Here is a 17383-nt window from a genome sequence, read left to right as displayed (position 1 = left end):
CACACATACATTTATAAAATATACTGACTTAAATCTCGGTTTTGAACAATATCTCCGAGCTTATCACGAACATATTCAGGATTAATAACGATCGATTCAAGTGTTATCTCTGGCGCTTCATAGGACAGATCTTCTAGCAGCTTCTCCAAAATCGTATGCAATCTTCTTGCCCCGATATTCTCCGTATTCTGATTTACTTCCACAGCAATTCGCGCGATTTCATAAATAGCTTCTTCCGCAAACTCGACCGTTATACCTTCAGTTTGCAATAAAGCTGTATATTGTTTGGTTAGTGCATTTTTGGGCTCTTTCAAAATAGAAACGAAATCCTCAAGCGTTAAATCACTCAATTCAACCCGAATCGGGAATCTCCCTTGCAGCTCTGGAATCAAATCAGATGGCTTTGCAATGTGAAAGGCACCAGCGCCAATGAATAAGACGTAATCCGTCTTCACAGGGCCGTATTTAGTCACAACCGTTGAGCCCTCTACAATTGGCAAAATGTCGCGTTGCACGCCTTCTCGAGAAATATCCGGGCCGCTCCCGCCGCGGCTGTTGCTCGCTATTTTATCTATTTCATCAATAAAAATAATGCCGGATTGTTCAGCACGATGAATCGATTCCTGGATGACTTCATCCATATCGATCAAGCGTTGCGCCTCTTCTTGGGTCAGAACTTTTCTGGCTTCTTTGACAGGCAGCTTTCGCTTTTTCATTTTCTTCGGCAGCAAGTTGCCAAACATTTCTTGCATGTTCATACCTGCTTGCTCATTGCCTTGACCTGCGAGCATATCCATCATGGAAGGAGAAGAATCTTCAACCTCAATCTCAACTAGCTCATTCTCTAATTTACCGTGTGTCAATTGTTCGGCAATATCTGCCCGCTTAGTGGATAGCGTAGGGTCTGGGGCTTCTTCTTGCTCTGGTTGGTTCTGACCACCGAACAGCATTTCAAACGGATTACGTTGCGTTTTGGCGCGTGTCGCACTTGGTACTAACAAGGAAACCAGGCGCTCATTGGCCAATTTCTCTGCTCTATCCTTAACATTCTCCATACGTTCAGCCTTTACCATACGGACAGCCGTTTCCGTTAAATCGCGAACCATGGACTCCACATCTCGTCCCACATAACCGACTTCGGTGAATTTCGTAGCCTCAACTTTAATGAATGGAGCACCAACCAACTTGGCAAGTCTACGGGCAATTTCCGTTTTGCCTACACCAGTTGGGCCAATCATCAGGATGTTTTTCGGAACAATTTCATCCCTCATGGCTTCGTCGACCAGGTTTCTCCGATAACGATTCCGCAGAGCAATAGCCACTGATTTTTTCGCTTTTTTCTGACCTACTATGTATCGATCCAATTCTTGGACAATTTGTTTAGGTGTAAGGGAGCTGTTGGCCATGTAGGATACCCTCCTATAAGATTTACCTTCAGATACGTTATTCGATCTCTTCGACAATGATATTGTGGTTTGTGAATACACAAATCTCAGCAGCTGTCGTTAAAGCAGCATGAGCAATTTCTTTGGCACTCAAAGTAGATGCATGCCTATGCAGCGCTCTTCCAGCAGCTAAAGCGAAACTGCCTCCAGATCCAATAGCCAAGATACCATCATCAGGTTCGATGACTTCCCCATTACCAGAGAGAAGCAGCAGCCCCGAAGCATCCATCACAATCATCATAGCTTCCAGTCTGCGCAGCACACGATCCTGCCGCCAATCCTTGGTAAGCTCAACCGCGGCGCGCTGCAAGTTTCCATGATGTTCCTCCAGCTTACCTTCAAACTTCTCGAAAAGCGTAATAGCATCGGCAACAGAGCCGGCAAATCCAGCGATAACTTTCCCTCTATGTAAACGCCGTACTTTTTTGGCACTGCTTTTCATAATCATGCTGTTGCCAAATGTCACTTGCCCATCTCCGGCAATAGCCCCTTTACCTTGATGACGAATAGCAAAAATAGTTGTTGCATGAAACGTGGCTTGATTGGAATCCATCTCTTATCACCTCTCAAATGGAATCATACATCACATAAGAAACACTTTTTCTTGGTTTCGGTCTCATAAAAGAGATAAACCCCTAGCGAGGTCGTTTCAAAAAAAGACCGCATCTAGAGGTAAATGTATGAGGAAACAAATGAAAAATACCACAAAACATAATTATAGTACCACAAGAAATAGTACGATTACAACTTATTCGGCAAGTGTTTTCGAAAAATTCTGAATACTTTCTAACGCACGGTTAGCCAGCTTCTCGTATTTTTCTTTTTTGTTGCGAATTCGTTCCGGCAATTGTGGAAGTAATCCGAAATTTGCATTCATCGGTTGGAAGTGCTTTACGTCCGCTTCGGTAATATAATTAGCCATACTTCCTAACGTTGTTTCAGCAGGCAGAGTCACGCATGCCTCACCTTTTGCCAAACGACCAGCGTTCATACCGGCAATTAGTCCGGAAGCAGCCGACTCTACATATCCTTCAACACCAGTCATTTGACCAGCAAAGAAAAGGTTTTCTCTGTTTTTATATTGATACGTCGGATTAAGCAGTCTAGGCGAATTGATGAACGTATTCCGATGCATAACACCGTAACGTACAAACTCGGCTTGCTCAAGCCCAGGAATCAATGATAAAACACGTTTCTGCTCCCCCCATTTCAGATGGGTTTGGAAGCCTACCAAATTAAATAAAGTTCCAGCTGCGTTATCTTGACGAAGTTGAACGACAGCGTGCGGCAATTTGCCTGTATGTGGATTTACTAATCCAACAGGTTTCATTGGTCCGAATAAAACCGTTTGTTTGCCGCGTTTAGCCATAACTTCAAGCGGCATACAGCCTTCGAAATAGATTTCTTTCTCGAATTCCTTGAGTTCTGCTACCTCTGCTGTGATCAATGCTTCATAGAAAACATTGAACTCGTCTTCCGTCATCGGACAGTTGAGATAGGCTGCTTCCCCTTTATCATATCGGGAAGCCAGATACACCTTATTCATATCGATGGAATCCTTCTCTACGATAGGAGCTGCGGCATCATAGAAGTAGAGGTATTCTTCTCCCATCAATTGCTTGAGATCCGCAGACAATGCTGGTGAAGTTAAAGGACCCGATGCGACTACAACAATTCCATCCGGCAGAATTTCAACTTCCTCATTGCGAACCTCAATAAGCGGATGGTTGCGCAGAGTGGAGGTTACAGCTTGCGAGAAACCATCGCGGTCAACCGCTAATGCCCCTCCAGCAGGTACAGCATGCTCATCTGCGCAAGACAGAATGAGGGAATCCAGCTTTCTCATCTCTTCCTTCAAAACACCTACCGCATTGGTCAGGCCATTGGAACGAAGCGAGTTGCTGCACACGAGCTCAGCGAATTGATCGGTAATATGAGCTGGTGTTTTACGAACATTACGCATTTCATATAAAGTAACAGGCACGCCTTGACGGGCAATCTGCCAGGCGGCTTCACTTCCAGCCAATCCTGCACCGATGACTGTTACTCTTGGATATTCTGGCAAAATCAGACACCTCTAATCTTTCATATCGTCGGATGAATCGTCACTTGCTTCTTCTTTATGGTCACACTGCGTACACTGAATCATCACGCCGTTCTTGCTTCTTTTCTCGATCATCATTGAGCTGCAAGCGGGACATGGCTTATTGACCGGCTTATCCCAGGAAACGAAATCACAAGCTGGATATTGATCACAGCCATAGAATACACGTCCTTTTTTGCTTCTGCGCTCTACGATCTTACCTGTCTTGCACGTAGGGCATGTAACGCCAATATCTTTGATGATTGGCTTCGTATTCCGGCAATCCGGGAAACCGGAGCAAGCCAGAAACTTACCGAACCGCCCCATTTTATAAACAAGATGCTTGCCGCACTTCTCACAAATTTCATCGGAAACTTCGTCTTGAATTTCAATTTCTTTCATTTCCTCTTCAGCGAATTCAAGACGCTTTTCGAAGGATTTGTAAAAGGAATCCAATACCCGAACCCAATCTTCCTTGCCCTCTTCAACAAAATCGAGTTCTTCTTCCATATGAGCTGTGAATTCAACATCCAGGATTTCCGGGAAGAATTCCTGCATTAATTGAATCACAAGCTCACCGAGTTCCGTGGGCACGAATTTCTTCTCTTCAATCGCCACATAGCCACGCTTTTGAATCGTCTCCAGCGTTGGCGCATATGTACTTGGACGACCAATACCCATTTCCTCCAGCGCTCGCACCAAACGCGCTTCCGTATACCGTGGAGGCGGTTGAGTAAAATGCTGCTTCGGATCGATGCTTTGTTTCTGGAGGGTATCTCCCTTCGTCAGAGGAGGCAGCAATTTATCCTCTTCTGTCGTTCCATCATCATTGCTCTCGACATAAACTTTCATAAAACCAGCAAATTTCATTTTGGAGCCGTTCGCGCGGAATATCGTCTCCCCTGCTGTCAAATCAATCGTCATTGTATCTAAGACTGCTGAGGACATCTGACTCGCTACAAAGCGATCCCAAACCAGCTTATACAGGCGATATTGATCTTTGCTGAGATACTCTTTCATCTGATCCGGTTCCCTAAGCACGGAAGTAGGACGAATGCCTTCATGCGCATCCTGCGCATTCGCATTCTTTTTCGTGTACATACGTGGTGTTTCAGGGTAGAATGTCGGACCATATTTATGAATGATAAAATCTTTGGCTTCTTCTTGTGCGATCGGTGAAATTCGTGTCGAGTCGGTACGCATGTAAGTAATTAGACCAACCGTACCTTCTTTCCCCAAATCTATTCCTTCATATAATTGCTGGGCTACAGACATTGTCTTGGAAGCTCTGAAATTAAGCTTTCTCGCAGCTTCCTGCTGCATGGAGCTCGTGATGAATGGTGGTGAAGGATTGCGAGCTCGCTCTTTCTCTTTCACTTCTTTCACCGTAAAGGCATCGCTGCCCATCGCAGCTAAAATCTGTTCAACGTCCTCATTCGAATGGAGTTCTTTCTTCTCCCCGTTGATGCTATGATACTTGGCTTCGAACACCGTCTTCCCAGCATCAAGCACTACGGTGATAGACCAGTACTCTTCCGGTTCGAAGGCTTTGATTTCATTTTCGCGATCTTGAATTAATTTAACTGCGACGGATTGTACACGGCCTGCAGATAGTCCTTTTTTTACTTTTTTCCAAAGCAAAGGGCTGATTTTATAACCAACAAGTCGATCCAAAATCCGTCTCGCTTGCTGAGCATTAACAAGATCTTGATTGATTCGGCGAGGCGTTTTGAACGCATCTTTAACCGCATCTTTCGTAATTTCGTTAAATACTACACGACAGAGCTCGTCGGCACCCACGTCCAAATAGTGCGCTAAGTGCCAGGCAATTGCTTCACCTTCACGATCCGGATCCGCCGCCAGATATATTTTCTTAACTTTTTTGCTAGCATCTTTTAATTCTTTAAGGATAGAACCTTTACCACGGATAGTTATGTATTTAGGCTCAAAGTTACGATCCACTTCTACGCCAATTTGGCTCTTCGGAAGGTCGCGAATATGACCCATCGAGGCTTTTACAATAAATTTACTGCCTAAATATTTGCCAATGGTTTTGGCTTTTGCCGGTGACTCCACTATGACTAAAGAATCCGCCATGGATCGTCCTTCCTCCCCTCTTGGTTTCAAGGTAACGTCTATTGGCGAGAAGAAAAACTTCTTGATTAGCCTATGCTAAGATGTAAGTAGAACCTGGAAGCTGTTTAATCGCCTTTTTCATTACCAAAGATAACAGAACTGCATGCAAATGTCCAAACGTAAATTGACCATCCTCTAACAAGCTGTCAATTGAGACTGGCTGATTCGACATTTTCCGGAAAATTTCGTCTTCCTCAACCGTTAGTGTAAATAGCTGAGATTGTTTCTTACTTGCGCCTAGTTCCTCCATACGGATGATATGTTTATACTCCTCCAGAATCTCCTCGACTTGAGTCACTAGTTTGGCGCCATCTTTAAGAAGTTTGTGAACGCCAACGCTTTGTTTGGAGTCAATAGGACCTGGAACAGCAAATACATCACGTGATTCTTCGAGGGCAAAATCAACCGTTATTAATGACCCACTATCAGCTGCTGCTTCCACAACGGTAACACCAAGGGATAGACCAGCAATAATTCGATTCCGCTGGGGGAACATCCCCGGTCTCATGCCTGTACCAATCGGATATTCGGAGATAATGACACCTTCTTGTTCAATTCGCTTATATAATAGTGCGTTTTCACGCGGATAAATGTGATTGATAGCACAGCCGAGGACAGCAACTGTCTTCGATTTGCCTTTTAGCGCACCGATGTGAGCTTTGCTGTCTATGCCTCTGGCAAGTCCACTCACAATGCTGAATCCGGTTCTCGAAAGTGCATCTGCCCATTCCTCAGCAATCCTCTTCCCATATAGTGTCGGCGTTCTTGTCCCAACTATACCTAGGATTGGCCCTTTTAACAAAGAAAGTTTCCCTTTAACATACAGCACCCACGGTGGTTGTGCAATTTCTTTGAGTATTGGCGGGTAGTCATCGTCCAAAATCGTAATAATTTGAATCGATTGCTTCCTATATAAGTGAAGTTTTTCTTCAATAAAAGATCGGTTAAACTGTGTGGCGATTTGGGCAGCGACGGATGCTCGAATCCCTTTGGCAGTTAGTTCAGCTGTTGACAACGTTAATAAACGTTCCGGCTCCGGAAAACGGTTTAGTAAATGAAGAATCGTTTTCCAACCAACACCTTCAAGCTCATGAAGTCCAATCAAAATCAATCGATTATCCATAAGTATATACACTCCCCACTCGAATGACAAATACCTGCCTTTGTAAAAAAACAAAAAACCTCCCAAATCCCTATGTCAGGGATATGGAAGGTTGCCTACCTTCTTCATAAGAAGACTATTTTTTTGTGATAACTTTATCCAGCATACCTTTTTCTTCAAGGACACTTACAAGCGTAGAGCCCATTTCAGAAGGTGTTGCAGCTACGCGGATTCCGCATCTTTCCATTGTTGCAACTTTCTCAGCTGCAGTACCTTTACCACCGGAAATAATGGCACCAGCATGTCCCATACGTTTTCCTGGAGGCGCCGTTTTACCACCGATAAAGCCAACAACTGGCTTCGTCATGTTAGCAGCAACCCACTCAGCCGCTTCTTCCTCTGCTGTACCACCGATCTCACCGATCATGATAACCGCATAAGTGTCTGGATCATCATTGAAACGTTTGAGGATATCAATGAACTCAGAACCTTTAACCGGATCTCCACCGATACCAACAGCGGATGATTGACCGATTCCACGTGTAGTCAATTGGTGAACAGCTTCGTAAGTCAAAGTCCCTGAACGGGAAACAACGCCTACGTGGCCTGGTGTATGAATGTAACCTGGCATAATACCAATTTTGCATTCACCTGGTGTGATAACGCCTGGGCAGTTAGGTCCGATAAGAACCGTTTTCTTACCTTCAAGGTAACGTTTCACTTTAACCATATCAAGAACCGGAATACCTTCCGTGATACAGATAACAAGCTCAAGCTCAGCTTCAATAGCTTCAATGATGGACTCAGCTGCGAATGCAGGTGGTACATAAATAACCGATGCCGTAGCACCTGTTGCATTTTTGGCGTCGATAACTGTATTAAAAACTGGAAGCTGAACAAGCTCACCGTTTTCCAATGTGATATCTACTTTCGTACCGCCTTTACCAGGCGTTACGCCACCAACCATTTGTGTGCCATATTCCAGTCCGCCTTTGGTATGAAACAAACCCGTAGCGCCGGTAATCCCTTGAGTAATGACTTTTGTATCTTTATTGACCAAAATACTCATGATCTTTTGTTCACATCCCCTATATTAGTTAAAACCACTCGGGTTTAGATTATTTCACAAGTGCAACGATTTTTTGTGCGCCGTCTGCCATGGAGTCAGCCGCAACGATGTTCAAGCCGGATTCATTAAGAATCTTTTTACCAAGTTCAACGTTAGTTCCTTCTAGACGAACAACGAGCGGACGGGAAAGTCCAAGCTCTCTTGCAGCAGCGACAACGCCATCAGCAATAACGTCACAACGCATAATCCCACCGAAGATGTTAACGAAAATCCCTTTAACTTGCTCATCGGACAAGATGATTTTGAATGCTTCAGTAACTTTCTCTTTCGTAGCACCGCCCCCTACGTCTAGGAAGTTAGCCGGGTCTCCGCCGTAATGCTTGATAATGTCCATAGTGGCCATTGCAAGTCCTGCGCCGTTAACCATACAACCGATGTTGCCATCAAGAGCGATGTAGCTCAGGTCGTATTTGGAAGCTTGAATTTCTTTCGCGTCTTCTTCTTCAAGATCACGAAGATCTACGATGTCTTTGTGACGGAAAAGCGCGTTGGAATCGAAGTTTAATTTGGCATCGAGAGCCATAACGTCACCAGAGCCTGTGACAACCAAAGGGTTGATTTCGGCAATAGATGCATCTTTCTCAACGAATGCTTTATAAAGAGCAAGCATGAATTTAACTGCTTTGTTGACAAGTTCATTAGGAATGTTGATCGCGTAAGCAAGTCTACGTGCTTGGAAAGCTTGAAGACCGATTGCTGGATCTACAGCCTCTTTGAAAATTTTCTCAGGAGAATGCTCAGCTACTTCTTCAATCTCCGTACCGCCTTCTTCAGAGGCCATCAAAACGACGCTGCCTGTAGCACGGTCAACAACTACACCGACATAATATTCTTTTTTAATGTCACAGCCCTCTTCGATCAAAAGGCGTTTTACTTCTTTACCTTCTGGACCTGTTTGGTGAGTGACAAGCACTTTACCAAGAATCTCGCTAGCATATGTACGAACTTCGTCGAGGCTTTTAGCTACCTTAACGCCGCCTGCCTTACCGCGACCTCCGGCATGAATTTGCGCCTTAACTACGACGACGGATGTTCCGAGTTCTTTTGCTGCTTCAACAGCCTCATCAACGGTAAAAGCAACTTTTCCGTTAGGAACGCTGACTCCGTACTGTCTCAGGACTTCTTTGCCTTGATACTCATGGATATTCATTTCCTAAAATCCTCCTATCAGTGTGGACTTTCTATACGTGCTATACAGGGGAAAAGTGTAATTTCCTGATTGCGTTCTGCACGAAATAATTCTTGCTGCCGGAATTAGTATCACACTTCTTCACAAGCCCTAACCATTGTATCACTTATTTTCGACAGTTTCCTTATTTTTTTCGTTAATTCATTCAAAGTTTCCTTTCACGCTGAAAAACTTTAGCTATCACTTTGCACATAAAAAAGACGTATTTTCCATCATCTGAAAAATACGTCTAGCTTGAATTGCCTAGTAAAGCGGTGTTGTTGGCGTATTCATTCGCGGTTCACGTTCCGCTTGTTTGATGAACCTAAGCTCATTGCCAGTGAAATGACAAATTAAGCATTGAATCGTCGGCTCGCTCTCTGCTATCGCATTAGGATCTTTAAATTCCGTTATACTGCCAGAAAGGGCATCCTTCTGAAACGATTGCGCATAACTGGTAATTACACTGAATTTTACTCGGTTGGAACGACAATTGGGGCAAAAATAGGGTTTCTCCTGCATATCATCACCTCTAGTTCCAGTATGCGCATCGAGGCGTTATTTAAAACGCCTTTCTTACAATTAGGAATTGCGTAATTTTACCATATTCGCTTACAATATAATTACACGGATCGATAAGGAAGCACCTTTTATCCAATTTTATGACAGTATGCTTCATACTGCTTAACCTAGGAGAGGAAGGTGCTTTTTGATGTACGGTAAAGTATTAAGCGCATGTTTGCAGGGTATCGAAGGACAGCCGATCGAAGTTGAAGTCGATATATCAAGCGGGTTGCCGCAGATTAATTTGGTAGGACTCCCCGACCCCGCTGTCAGAGAATCCGTTGAAAGGGTTCGTTCTTCCATTAAAAATGGCGGGTTCAGCTTTCCTATGGATCGCATAACCGTAAATTTAGCACCCGCTGATTTGCGCAAGGAAGGCTCCTCATTCGACCTCGCTATTGCGGTTGCCATTTTGATTACAACTGGACAAATCCCTGCGGATTGCTTCCAGCAAACTTTATTCCTAGGAGAACTCGCGCTCGATGGTTCACTCCGCCCCATTCCTGGCGTTCTGTCGATGACACATGCTGCTAAGTTGCTAGGAATGAGGCGTGTTTGCCTTCCTCTGGCAAATGCCTCTGAAGCAGCGTTGATCGCTGGAATAGAGGTGTGTGGCATTACGAATTTAGCTGATTTCAAACATTGGAACAAAGACTCCGAACCTGATTATATATTTAATGTCATTAATAACAGAGGTAGCGAATCTTCGACAAATTATACGGAAACTTCCCATTTTGTCGAAGATTACGCGGACGTCAACGGTCATTATCAAGTTAAGCTGTGATATTGGCCTACATTGGCTTATAAGTGTTTAATGACCAACGCCTCAAAGGCTCCCTTTATGTGTTCAACCTCACTTCTATTACTCATTTAGCGCCTGGTAATTGTACTAACAGTTGGTTCAAGCACAGTCAAAGTGCTAGTATACGTGTTGAGATTTACCAATGCGCCAATCGGTACAGCAACCTTATATATGCCATGAGCGGCAGCCAAATTAGTCATTAGCGGCTTCCCTAAAGGTACTAATAGTTCATTGATCAAATCATTGTAAGATTTGCCGTAGGCATCTGGGCAACCTGAACACTCGCCCATTACAATTCCAACACAATCATACATCTTACCTGCCAATATTAGATGCTTAATCATTCTATACACCTTGTTGATAGGTTCATGAATTTCTTCAAGGAATAGAATTTTTCCTCTAGTATCAATTTCGAACGAGGTACCCAAAGTATCCGTAATTGAAGATAGGTTGCCTCCGACCATAGGTGCAGTCACATTGCCAACCACTTTACTTGTTAGAACCCTACCTGGAGGATTTTGGATACGCCTTGGAGATTTAACAGTAGAAACTGCCTCAAAGAATTGATTGAAATTAAAAGCAGGAGTAGACGCCTTAAAATCGATAAGCAGCAGACTAGAAAAAGTTACTAAGTCAGAAAATTGATATAAGGTATTTAATAAAACAGAAACATCACTGTATCCTGTGAGTATTTTGGGATTTGCTGAAATTAATTCGTAGTCCAAATACGGGAGAATTCCCGCTACGCCCACTCCTCCTCTTGTGGGAAGAATCATATTAACTTTTGGATTAGCAAACATATTCATGAGATCGATCGCTCTTTGTTCATCTGTTCCAGCAAGAAAACCATTTACTGCATACACATAGTCACCTAAAATAACCTGAAATCCCATGCTTTGCAATACTGAAATACCAGTATGTATGGTGTCCGGGGCTAGTGGACTTCCTAATGTAACAATTCCTATTGTGTCACCACGTTTTAATATGGGTGGATAAATAGGCATGTCTCCACTCTCCTAGCAAGTCTGTAAGTAATATTTATGTGCGGAAAGCGAAAATAATGATACCTATAAGGAATAAAGATCAAGTTGCCATCACTTGAAAAAAAACCTTGCCTGCGGTTAGGTCACCAAGTCAAGTCAATTAACCTTGAGGCAAGCCCCTTTAGGAACTGAATACCCTCTATTCGCTCAAAATCGCTCATTCTGAAAATCTAATGAATGCCAGACGCGCTATTACAAGGAAACGATCACCTTTTCCTCCTAAAAACTGCTCGATAGGGCCAATTCTGTTCATTAAATCTCCAAAGCAGCCATATTCTCGTCTTTAAGCATCATACAGTTCATTAGAAGCCCTTTTGTGCATGAAGAGGAAGGAATTGGGTTCCGACCGCAGTCAAACTCGTGTAAAAAAAGCCTTATGAGGCGTTTGTCCGACGACAACCGTATCAAAAGGCTCCTTCTATATGTTCGATGCGAGGTGCTTCTACACCTAAAGTTACTTCTATCGCGATGACATCAAAGCGAACTGATCTCCCATGCTGTTGAAAGCGATGCAAATAAAATTGCGCTGTCTCTCTGACCTTCAACTGCTTTCTAAAATCAATTGATTCTTTAGCCGTCCCAAAATGCAGGGAGGGTTTTCGTGTGCGGACCTCAACAAATATTAATACGCCTGCTTTTTCAGCAATGATATCGAGTTCTCCTGTCCGGCATCGCCAATTCCGCGCCACAATCCGGTAGTTCATCTCAATTAAATAGCTCTCAGCTGTATCTTCGCCGAATTTCCCTAATTGTTTCCTTGAATCTTTGCGCCTTTCGGTCATTCGTCATTCCTCTTAAGCCGCATCCGATTATCCGAACGATAAATAAAGCTAAGCACCTCAGCAACGAGTTGGTATAATTCGGGAGGAATTTCTTGATCCAAATCTAATTTTGACAGCACTTCCACAAGTGAAGAGTCCTCTTGAATAGGGATTCCATTATCTTTGGCTTTCTGTAAAATAGCTTCTGCCATATGCCCACTGCCTTTGGCGATGAGAGTTGGAGCCTTCTGTTGTTCCGGTGAATATCGAAGCGCTACAGCTTTTTTGAGTGGTGTCGATGCCGGTGCCTCGGATGGATTCCTACGCTTGTTCATGCTCGGAAATCCACTCCTTTGTACGTTTTCGGCTGAAATAGCGCCCGTAGATCAGCTCGGCCATCTGAAATCCCTTGCTTATCTGATTCATTTTCTTTCAACACAGGCGGCAGAGGGTAAGGGGAACACTTCAAAGATATAAATTGATATCCAGCTTTCTGCATGGCTGCTGTTATTTCTTCTTTGGATTCTTCCATTAAAGGGGCTAAGGCAGGATGATCATTATGGATATTCAATGAAACAATTTTATTAACAACTTGCACGTCCAACAGCGTGTTGCCCATGACTTTCATTTGCAGATCAAAAAGAAGTCGGCAATTGCTTGCATCTACTTCTCCGCGTTTGCCTTTGCGGGATTGGATGTGAATGGCGGCCGACTGTTGGCCTGTCCCATCCATGAAAGGAACGAATAGGGTCATATGGGCAAACATCGCACTTTTGTCACCAGTCAGCATGAGCTGTTGGCCGGTAATTTGCCCTATAGCTTGCTGCGCCGCCTCTTTGAGCGGCGCTGGCGTGTCATCGGATGCGGTTAGCTGCAGCAGCAGACTTTTGAGCGTGTCAGCCGCAGGCTTGACCGTGTCGTCCTGCTGGTTGCCAGCAGCGATTAGATTCGGCAGCAGATCGTCTGTTTGTGTCCGTCCGCGCAGCATCGGATCTACACGCTCATCGAGCTTAGCGGCTAGATGAGCTTCATGTTCCACGCCAACGGCTTTGAGCATCCGACTGATCCAGTTGGTCTCACTTTCAGCCGCTGGCGCTGGCGCGTCGGGCGCAGCGCTTCGCGCCTGCGCCTCTGCTGGAGCCGCCGCCTTCTGCTTCGCAGGCGGCTGGGGCTCCGCCGGCGAACCCGCCTTAGGCGGCTCGCCTTCGCGTGCAGGCTCAGCGCTCCGCGCCTGAGCCTGCGGCTGCTCGGCCGCCCCCGCTGCGCGGGCGGCCGGCTGTCCCGCCGCCGGGGCTTCGCCGGCGGCCTTCTCCGCGCGCGGCGCAGCCGCGGCGGGCTCTTCCAGCCCCGCTGCTGCGCTAGCAGCGGGCGGAGCCGTACCGGCAGCAGCCGCAGGCGGGCTGCCGGCAATCACCTGCGGCGCCCCTGCAGGAGCCGCCGTCTTCCCAGCGCCAGCCTGCGAAGCAGCTGGCGCTGCAGCTTCTGCGGCCGCCGTAGCTTCCGGCGGCCGCGCAGGCCATGTCGCTGCGGCAGAAGCTCGCAGCTCCTTGAGCAGCGCGACAACCTGCTTGGCGGTATCCGCCGCGGGGTGCCCCGGATCTTGCTCAAGCAGCGCGCTAGCCTGCTGCTCGAGCTGCTCCAGAACTTTGCCTACGGGCGGGCCCGTTGTCACCTGCTTCAAGGCCCCTACCGTCTCCATCGTGAGCGGCAATCCCTTTTTGTGAGCAAGTATGGCTGCCTGGGCCCATTCTTCCTTATTCGCCCCTTCAGGCAGACTACGCATTAATTGATCAAATGCTTTGACATTTTCCTTCGACACCGGAACACCATCTTGCTGCATCTGCTGAACCATTTGCCGATTACTTGCAGTATCCTTTACATTGAAAGCCTTGAGCAAATCACTAAGCGAATCATCCGCAATCTGCACATCCGATGCTGTGAGTGGTTTCAACAAAACTTGACCCCCGCTGGAAGATTCCGGTTGCACTTGCAGCATCGTCACCTCTCCCTGTTTGAGGGGAGTTTCCAGCTTGGCACGAACCTGTACGCCACCAATATTCAATAATGCTTCTTGATCACTAAGCAGTTGAAGCACAACACCTTTGACAATCTGCCCAACCTTTAATTCAAGCACCTTGCTATCCGATGCGGTTAATTCTCCGACCAAATTACGAATCAGTCCGCTAATATTCACTTTGATCACCTCGAGTTTTCCTGTCACCTTATGTATAGTATCGGCGTTTTCCAAGCATTACTTTACAAGATTAAGTTAAATATGATCCAATTCAAGCTGCTCTGACTGGGGCGCAGATTCCTTCAATTCCAATTGAGCCATAACCTTGCGAATAAATAACTTTCGATGAAGTGCGGTAGGCCCATAGCGCAAAAGCATCTCTCTATGGTGCTTCGTTGCATAACCTTTATGTACAGCAAGGCCATATTCGGGATATTGCTCGTCCCATTCTATGCACATGCGGTCACGTGTGACCTTGGCAATAATGGAAGCGGCGGCAATCGATTGACTTAGCGCATCACCATGTATAATTGCTGTTTGTTCAATGTCCACACTTACAACTTCGGCATCTACGAGCAGATAATCTGGCACGATCTTCAATTGTTCCACGGCCATCTTCATAGCCAATCTTGCAGCTTGTTTAATATTTAAGGCTTCAATCGCATCAACATCCACAATACCTACACCGACTGCAAGCGCTTCGCTCATAATTTGGTCGAATAACAGGTCCCTTTTCTTCTCAGAAAGCTTTTTGGAATCATCGACTCCCTCCAGCAGAAACCCTTTGGGAAGAATAACCGCAGCTGCCACGACATCGCCGAATAGACAGCCTCTTCCTACTTCATCTATGCCAGCAACAAGACTGAAGCCTTGCTCCCATATTTGTTTTTCGTACTCTAGCAACGGCTTTCGCCCCTTTCCATCTCTTCATTATAAAGGATTGACGCCGCGTCAAGCCATACCATTTTTTGCTTGCATCTTGCCAAAATAAAAAGCCATCTTCGAGCCCGCTATCGCAGCGGAACTCCAAAATGACTTTCATTCAACCGATTTTGATTAACGCAAAGGTTTTTCCAAAGAAATGCGCCCCATTTTACCTGCTCGAAGTTCACGAATAATAATCAAGGAAGCCTTGTCCAAATCGACCTTACCACCGCTTACAATAGCTCCGCGCTTGCGGCCGATCGCTTCCATAACCTTAATGACCTCATGAATATTATCCATATCCTCGGGAAGCTCTTGAATGGCATATCGTTCCTGAATACCAGTTCCATAATGCTGAACCATGTATTTAACGACGAACAGCGCGATTTCATCCAAATGAAGCAATTCTTCTTTAATCGCACCTGTAGCCGCCAATCTCATGCCAACCATTTGATCTTCGAATTTGGGCCACAAAATCCCCGGTGTATCCAACAAATCCATCTCGGTGCCGACTTTAATCCACTGCTGCCCCTTGGTAACGCCTGGTTTATCTCCAGTAGCGGCAATTTTCTTGCCAGCAAGCTGATTAATAAGCGTCGATTTGCCCACATTTGGAATCCCAACAATAAGCGCTCTTACTGCACGAGGGTTAATCCCCTTGCGAAGCTGACTCTCAATCTTGTGAGCCCAAAGCTGCTTAACTCGCGGCAAGATTTCTTTCAAATGAGTTCCGTTGGCAGCATCGATCGGTAATGCCGGAAGACCTTGCTCGGCAAAATATTTGACCCATTCCGCAGTGACTTGCGGATCCGCCAAATCATTCTTATTCAGCAAGACCAGGCGCGGTTTATCCTTTAAAATCTCATCAACCATCGGGTTCCGGCTGGAGAGCGGTATGCGGGCATCCAAGAGCTCAATGACGACATCAATCAGCTTAAGCTTTTCTTCAATCTGTCTTCGCGCCTTGGTCATGTGACCGGGAAACCATTGAATGGTCATTCTTCTTCACCTCAAAAATGTATGAAACTAATTTTGCTCACTGGCCAGAAAATGACTTCTGCACGGCCAACAATTTTGTCGTAGGGTACGAAACCTACACTCTTCGCACGGCTATCTTTGGAATTCGGACGATTATCTCCCATAGCGAATATCTCGTTATCTGGAATTTTGGTTTCCGGATAATCTGACAATGTATTGTAGGGATGTCCATCTTTATTTGCTTGTTCAATCGCTTCTTTGATGAAAGGCTGATCAATCTCTTGACCATTAATGAAGACTTTGTCACCCGTCACTTTCACTGTCTCACCTGGAAGACCAATGACGCGTTTGATGTAATCCTTACCTTCCGGAGCGTGGAAAACAATAACCTCTCCCCGTTTCGGCGAGCGAATATCATACACAATTTTATTCACGATAAGTCTTTCACCGGTAGAGAAATTCGGGCGCATGGAATCTCCATCTACAATGAACGGCGAGAATAAGAACCAGCGAATGATGATCACAAGCACGCCCGCAATAACCAAAGCTTTAATCCATTCCCAAGTCTCATTTTTAGTTGATTTCGCAGGCGCAGCAGCTGCCGCTGAGTCCGGCTCTATGTAAGGCTGATCTTGGTTCTTTTGTTCCATCACTGATTGCCTCTTTTCCAGTTTTGGTTTATGTCGTTAGATCTAGTATGCACCATGAAAATGAAAAGGAGACTTGCCTGAACAAGCCCCCCGTTTTTCTTATCGAATTTCTTTGATTCTTGCAGCTTTACCACGAAGACCACGCAGATAATAAAGTTTCGCACGACGAACTTTACCACGGCGAGCCACTTCAATCTTTTCAATCTTCGGAGAATGGAATGGGAAAGTTCTTTCCACACCCACACCGTAAGAAATTTTACGAACTGTAAACGTTTCGCTGATTCCACCGCCGTGGCGTTTAATAACAACACCTTCGAACAGCTGAATACGCTCACGTGTACCCTCGATAACTTTTACGTGTACTTTAAGTGTGTCTCCTGGACGGAAATTAGGAATATCCGTACGGAGTTGCTCTTTCGTAATCTCTTGAATAAGATTCATAGTTGACTCCCTCCTTCCACACAGGTGTTCATTCCGCTCATTCACAAAGTAGATCGTAGTTGTTATGCGTAGAGGACCACCAGACTCGAACTGTTGAAAAAATCACAACAGAATATATATTATCATAGATAAAGAATAATATC

The 17383-nt window shown here is 45.3% G+C and carries 17 protein-coding genes; 1 reads left to right on the top strand and 16 read right to left on the bottom strand.

Annotated features, from left to right (window positions below):
• Positions 1-11 precede the first annotated feature (11 nt).
• The 8 genes from hslU to IEY34_RS15865 all read right to left on the bottom strand — a co-directional run bounded on the left by hslU (position 12) and on the right by IEY34_RS15865 (position 9585).
• Entirely contained in the window at positions 12-1406 is a 1395-nt protein-coding gene (hslU, locus tag IEY34_RS15900) for an ATP-dependent protease ATPase subunit HslU (RefSeq protein ID WP_189012871.1), read from the bottom strand.
• Between the two features lie 37 nt (positions 1407-1443).
• On the bottom strand, positions 1444-1998 hold the full coding sequence (hslV, locus tag IEY34_RS15895) for an ATP-dependent protease subunit HslV (RefSeq protein WP_189012870.1): 555 nt from the start codon (positions 1996-1998) through the stop codon (positions 1444-1446).
• A gap of 195 nt (positions 1999-2193) precedes the next feature.
• Positions 2194-3510 (bottom strand): FADH(2)-oxidizing methylenetetrahydrofolate--tRNA-(uracil(54)-C(5))-methyltransferase TrmFO, encoded by a 1317-nt coding sequence (trmFO, locus tag IEY34_RS15890; RefSeq protein WP_189012869.1) that lies wholly within the window; start codon positions 3508-3510, stop codon positions 2194-2196.
• Between the two features lie 12 nt (positions 3511-3522).
• Entirely contained in the window at positions 3523-5625 is a 2103-nt protein-coding gene (gene topA, locus IEY34_RS15885) for a type I DNA topoisomerase (RefSeq protein WP_189012868.1), read from the bottom strand.
• Between the two features lie 70 nt (positions 5626-5695).
• Positions 5696-6787: a DNA-processing protein DprA gene (gene dprA, locus IEY34_RS15880; protein ID WP_189012867.1), complete on the bottom strand. Its 1092-nt coding sequence runs from the start codon at positions 6785-6787 to the stop codon at positions 5696-5698.
• 115 nt (positions 6788-6902) lie between these two features.
• The gene (gene sucD / locus IEY34_RS15875; RefSeq protein ID WP_189012861.1) at positions 6903-7835 is read right to left on the bottom strand and encodes a succinate--CoA ligase subunit alpha; all 933 of its coding nucleotides are present in this window, start codon (positions 7833-7835) and stop codon (positions 6903-6905) included.
• Between the two features lie 49 nt (positions 7836-7884).
• Positions 7885-9045, bottom strand: a complete 1161-nt coding sequence (gene sucC, locus IEY34_RS15870) for an ADP-forming succinate--CoA ligase subunit beta (protein WP_189012859.1) — start codon at positions 9043-9045, stop codon at positions 7885-7887.
• A 282-nt stretch (positions 9046-9327) separates the two neighbouring features.
• Positions 9328-9585 (bottom strand): hypothetical protein, encoded by a 258-nt coding sequence (locus IEY34_RS15865; RefSeq protein ID WP_189012857.1) that lies wholly within the window; start codon positions 9583-9585, stop codon positions 9328-9330.
• Between the two features lie 190 nt (positions 9586-9775).
• Between IEY34_RS15865 and IEY34_RS15860 the strand changes: the two genes are divergently transcribed.
• Complete coding sequence (locus IEY34_RS15860; protein ID WP_189012855.1) at positions 9776-10411, top strand: magnesium chelatase domain-containing protein; 636 nt, start codon at positions 9776-9778, stop codon at positions 10409-10411.
• Positions 10412-10497: 86 nt separating this feature from the next.
• Here the strand turns inward: IEY34_RS15860 and IEY34_RS15855 are convergent, their stop codons facing one another.
• The 8 genes from IEY34_RS15855 to rplS all read right to left on the bottom strand — a co-directional run bounded on the left by IEY34_RS15855 (position 10498) and on the right by rplS (position 17240).
• Positions 10498-11433, bottom strand: coding sequence for a S66 peptidase family protein (locus IEY34_RS15855; RefSeq protein WP_189012853.1), 936 nt, complete (start codon positions 11431-11433; stop codon positions 10498-10500).
• A gap of 443 nt (positions 11434-11876) precedes the next feature.
• Positions 11877-12254 carry a YraN family protein gene (locus IEY34_RS15850; RefSeq protein WP_189012851.1) on the bottom strand — a complete coding sequence of 126 codons (378 nt, stop codon included), beginning with the start codon at positions 12252-12254 and terminating at the stop codon, positions 11877-11879.
• Entirely contained in the window at positions 12251-12568 is a 318-nt protein-coding gene (locus IEY34_RS15845) for an EscU/YscU/HrcU family type III secretion system export apparatus switch protein (protein WP_189012850.1), read from the bottom strand. Before IEY34_RS15845 ends, IEY34_RS15850 begins: the two co-directional genes overlap by 4 nt.
• On the bottom strand, positions 12565-14436 hold the full coding sequence (locus IEY34_RS15840) for a TP0910 N-terminal domain-containing protein (RefSeq protein ID WP_189012849.1): 1872 nt from the start codon (positions 14434-14436) through the stop codon (positions 12565-12567). The genes IEY34_RS15845 and IEY34_RS15840 overlap by 4 nt, the downstream gene beginning before the upstream one ends.
• 66 nt (positions 14437-14502) lie before the next feature.
• Positions 14503-15150 (bottom strand): ribonuclease HII, encoded by a 648-nt coding sequence (gene rnhB, locus IEY34_RS15835; RefSeq protein WP_189012848.1) that lies wholly within the window; start codon positions 15148-15150, stop codon positions 14503-14505.
• Positions 15151-15303: 153 nt separating this feature from the next.
• On the bottom strand, positions 15304-16170 hold the full coding sequence (gene ylqF / locus IEY34_RS15830; protein WP_189012847.1) for a ribosome biogenesis GTPase YlqF: 867 nt from the start codon (positions 16168-16170) through the stop codon (positions 15304-15306).
• 11 nt (positions 16171-16181) lie between these two features.
• The gene (gene lepB, locus IEY34_RS15825; protein ID WP_189012846.1) at positions 16182-16799 is read right to left on the bottom strand and encodes a signal peptidase I; all 618 of its coding nucleotides are present in this window, start codon (positions 16797-16799) and stop codon (positions 16182-16184) included.
• A gap of 99 nt (positions 16800-16898) precedes the next feature.
• Complete coding sequence (gene rplS, locus IEY34_RS15820; RefSeq protein ID WP_127458434.1) at positions 16899-17240, bottom strand: 50S ribosomal protein L19; 342 nt, start codon at positions 17238-17240, stop codon at positions 16899-16901.
• Between the last annotated feature and the right edge of the window lie 143 nt (positions 17241-17383).

The organism is Paenibacillus marchantiophytorum (assembly GCF_014640555.1).
GTDB classification, from domain to species: domain Bacteria; phylum Bacillota; class Bacilli; order Paenibacillales; family NBRC-103111; genus Paenibacillus_E; species Paenibacillus_E marchantiophytorum.
Note: the sequence above shows the minus strand (reverse complement) of the source record. Positions and strands in the feature narration are given on the sequence as shown.

Bases quoted from the DNA above. Each gene is read 5' to 3' on its own strand.
- topA (WP_189012868.1), bottom strand. From the start codon at position 5,625: ATGGCGGATTCTTTAGTCATAGTGGAGTCACCGGCAAAAGCCAAAACC.
- IEY34_RS15865 (WP_189012857.1), bottom strand. From the start codon at position 9,585: ATGCAGGAGAAACCCTATTTTTGCCCCAATTGTCGTTCCAACCGAGTA.
- sucC (WP_189012859.1), bottom strand. From the start codon at position 9,045: ATGAATATCCATGAGTATCAAGGCAAAGAAGTCCTGAGACAGTACGGA.
- sucD (WP_189012861.1), bottom strand. From the start codon at position 7,835: ATGAGTATTTTGGTCAATAAAGATACAAAAGTCATTACTCAAGGGATT.
- ylqF (WP_189012847.1), bottom strand. From the start codon at position 16,170: ATGACCATTCAATGGTTTCCCGGTCACATGACCAAGGCGCGAAGACAG.
- IEY34_RS15845 (WP_189012850.1), bottom strand. From the start codon at position 12,568: ATGAACAAGCGTAGGAATCCATCCGAGGCACCGGCATCGACACCACTC.
- lepB (WP_189012846.1), bottom strand. From the start codon at position 16,799: ATGGAACAAAAGAACCAAGATCAGCCTTACATAGAGCCGGACTCAGCG.
- rplS (WP_127458434.1), bottom strand. From the start codon at position 17,240: ATGAATCTTATTCAAGAGATTACGAAAGAGCAACTCCGTACGGATATT.
- IEY34_RS15850 (WP_189012851.1), bottom strand. From the start codon at position 12,254: ATGACCGAAAGGCGCAAAGATTCAAGGAAACAATTAGGGAAATTCGGC.
- IEY34_RS15860 (WP_189012855.1), top strand. From the start codon at position 9,776: ATGTACGGTAAAGTATTAAGCGCATGTTTGCAGGGTATCGAAGGACAG.
- hslV (WP_189012870.1), bottom strand. From the start codon at position 1,998: ATGGATTCCAATCAAGCCACGTTTCATGCAACAACTATTTTTGCTATT.
- hslU (WP_189012871.1), bottom strand. From the start codon at position 1,406: ATGGCCAACAGCTCCCTTACACCTAAACAAATTGTCCAAGAATTGGAT.
- dprA (WP_189012867.1), bottom strand. From the start codon at position 6,787: ATGGATAATCGATTGATTTTGATTGGACTTCATGAGCTTGAAGGTGTT.
- IEY34_RS15855 (WP_189012853.1), bottom strand. From the start codon at position 11,433: ATGCCTATTTATCCACCCATATTAAAACGTGGTGACACAATAGGAATT.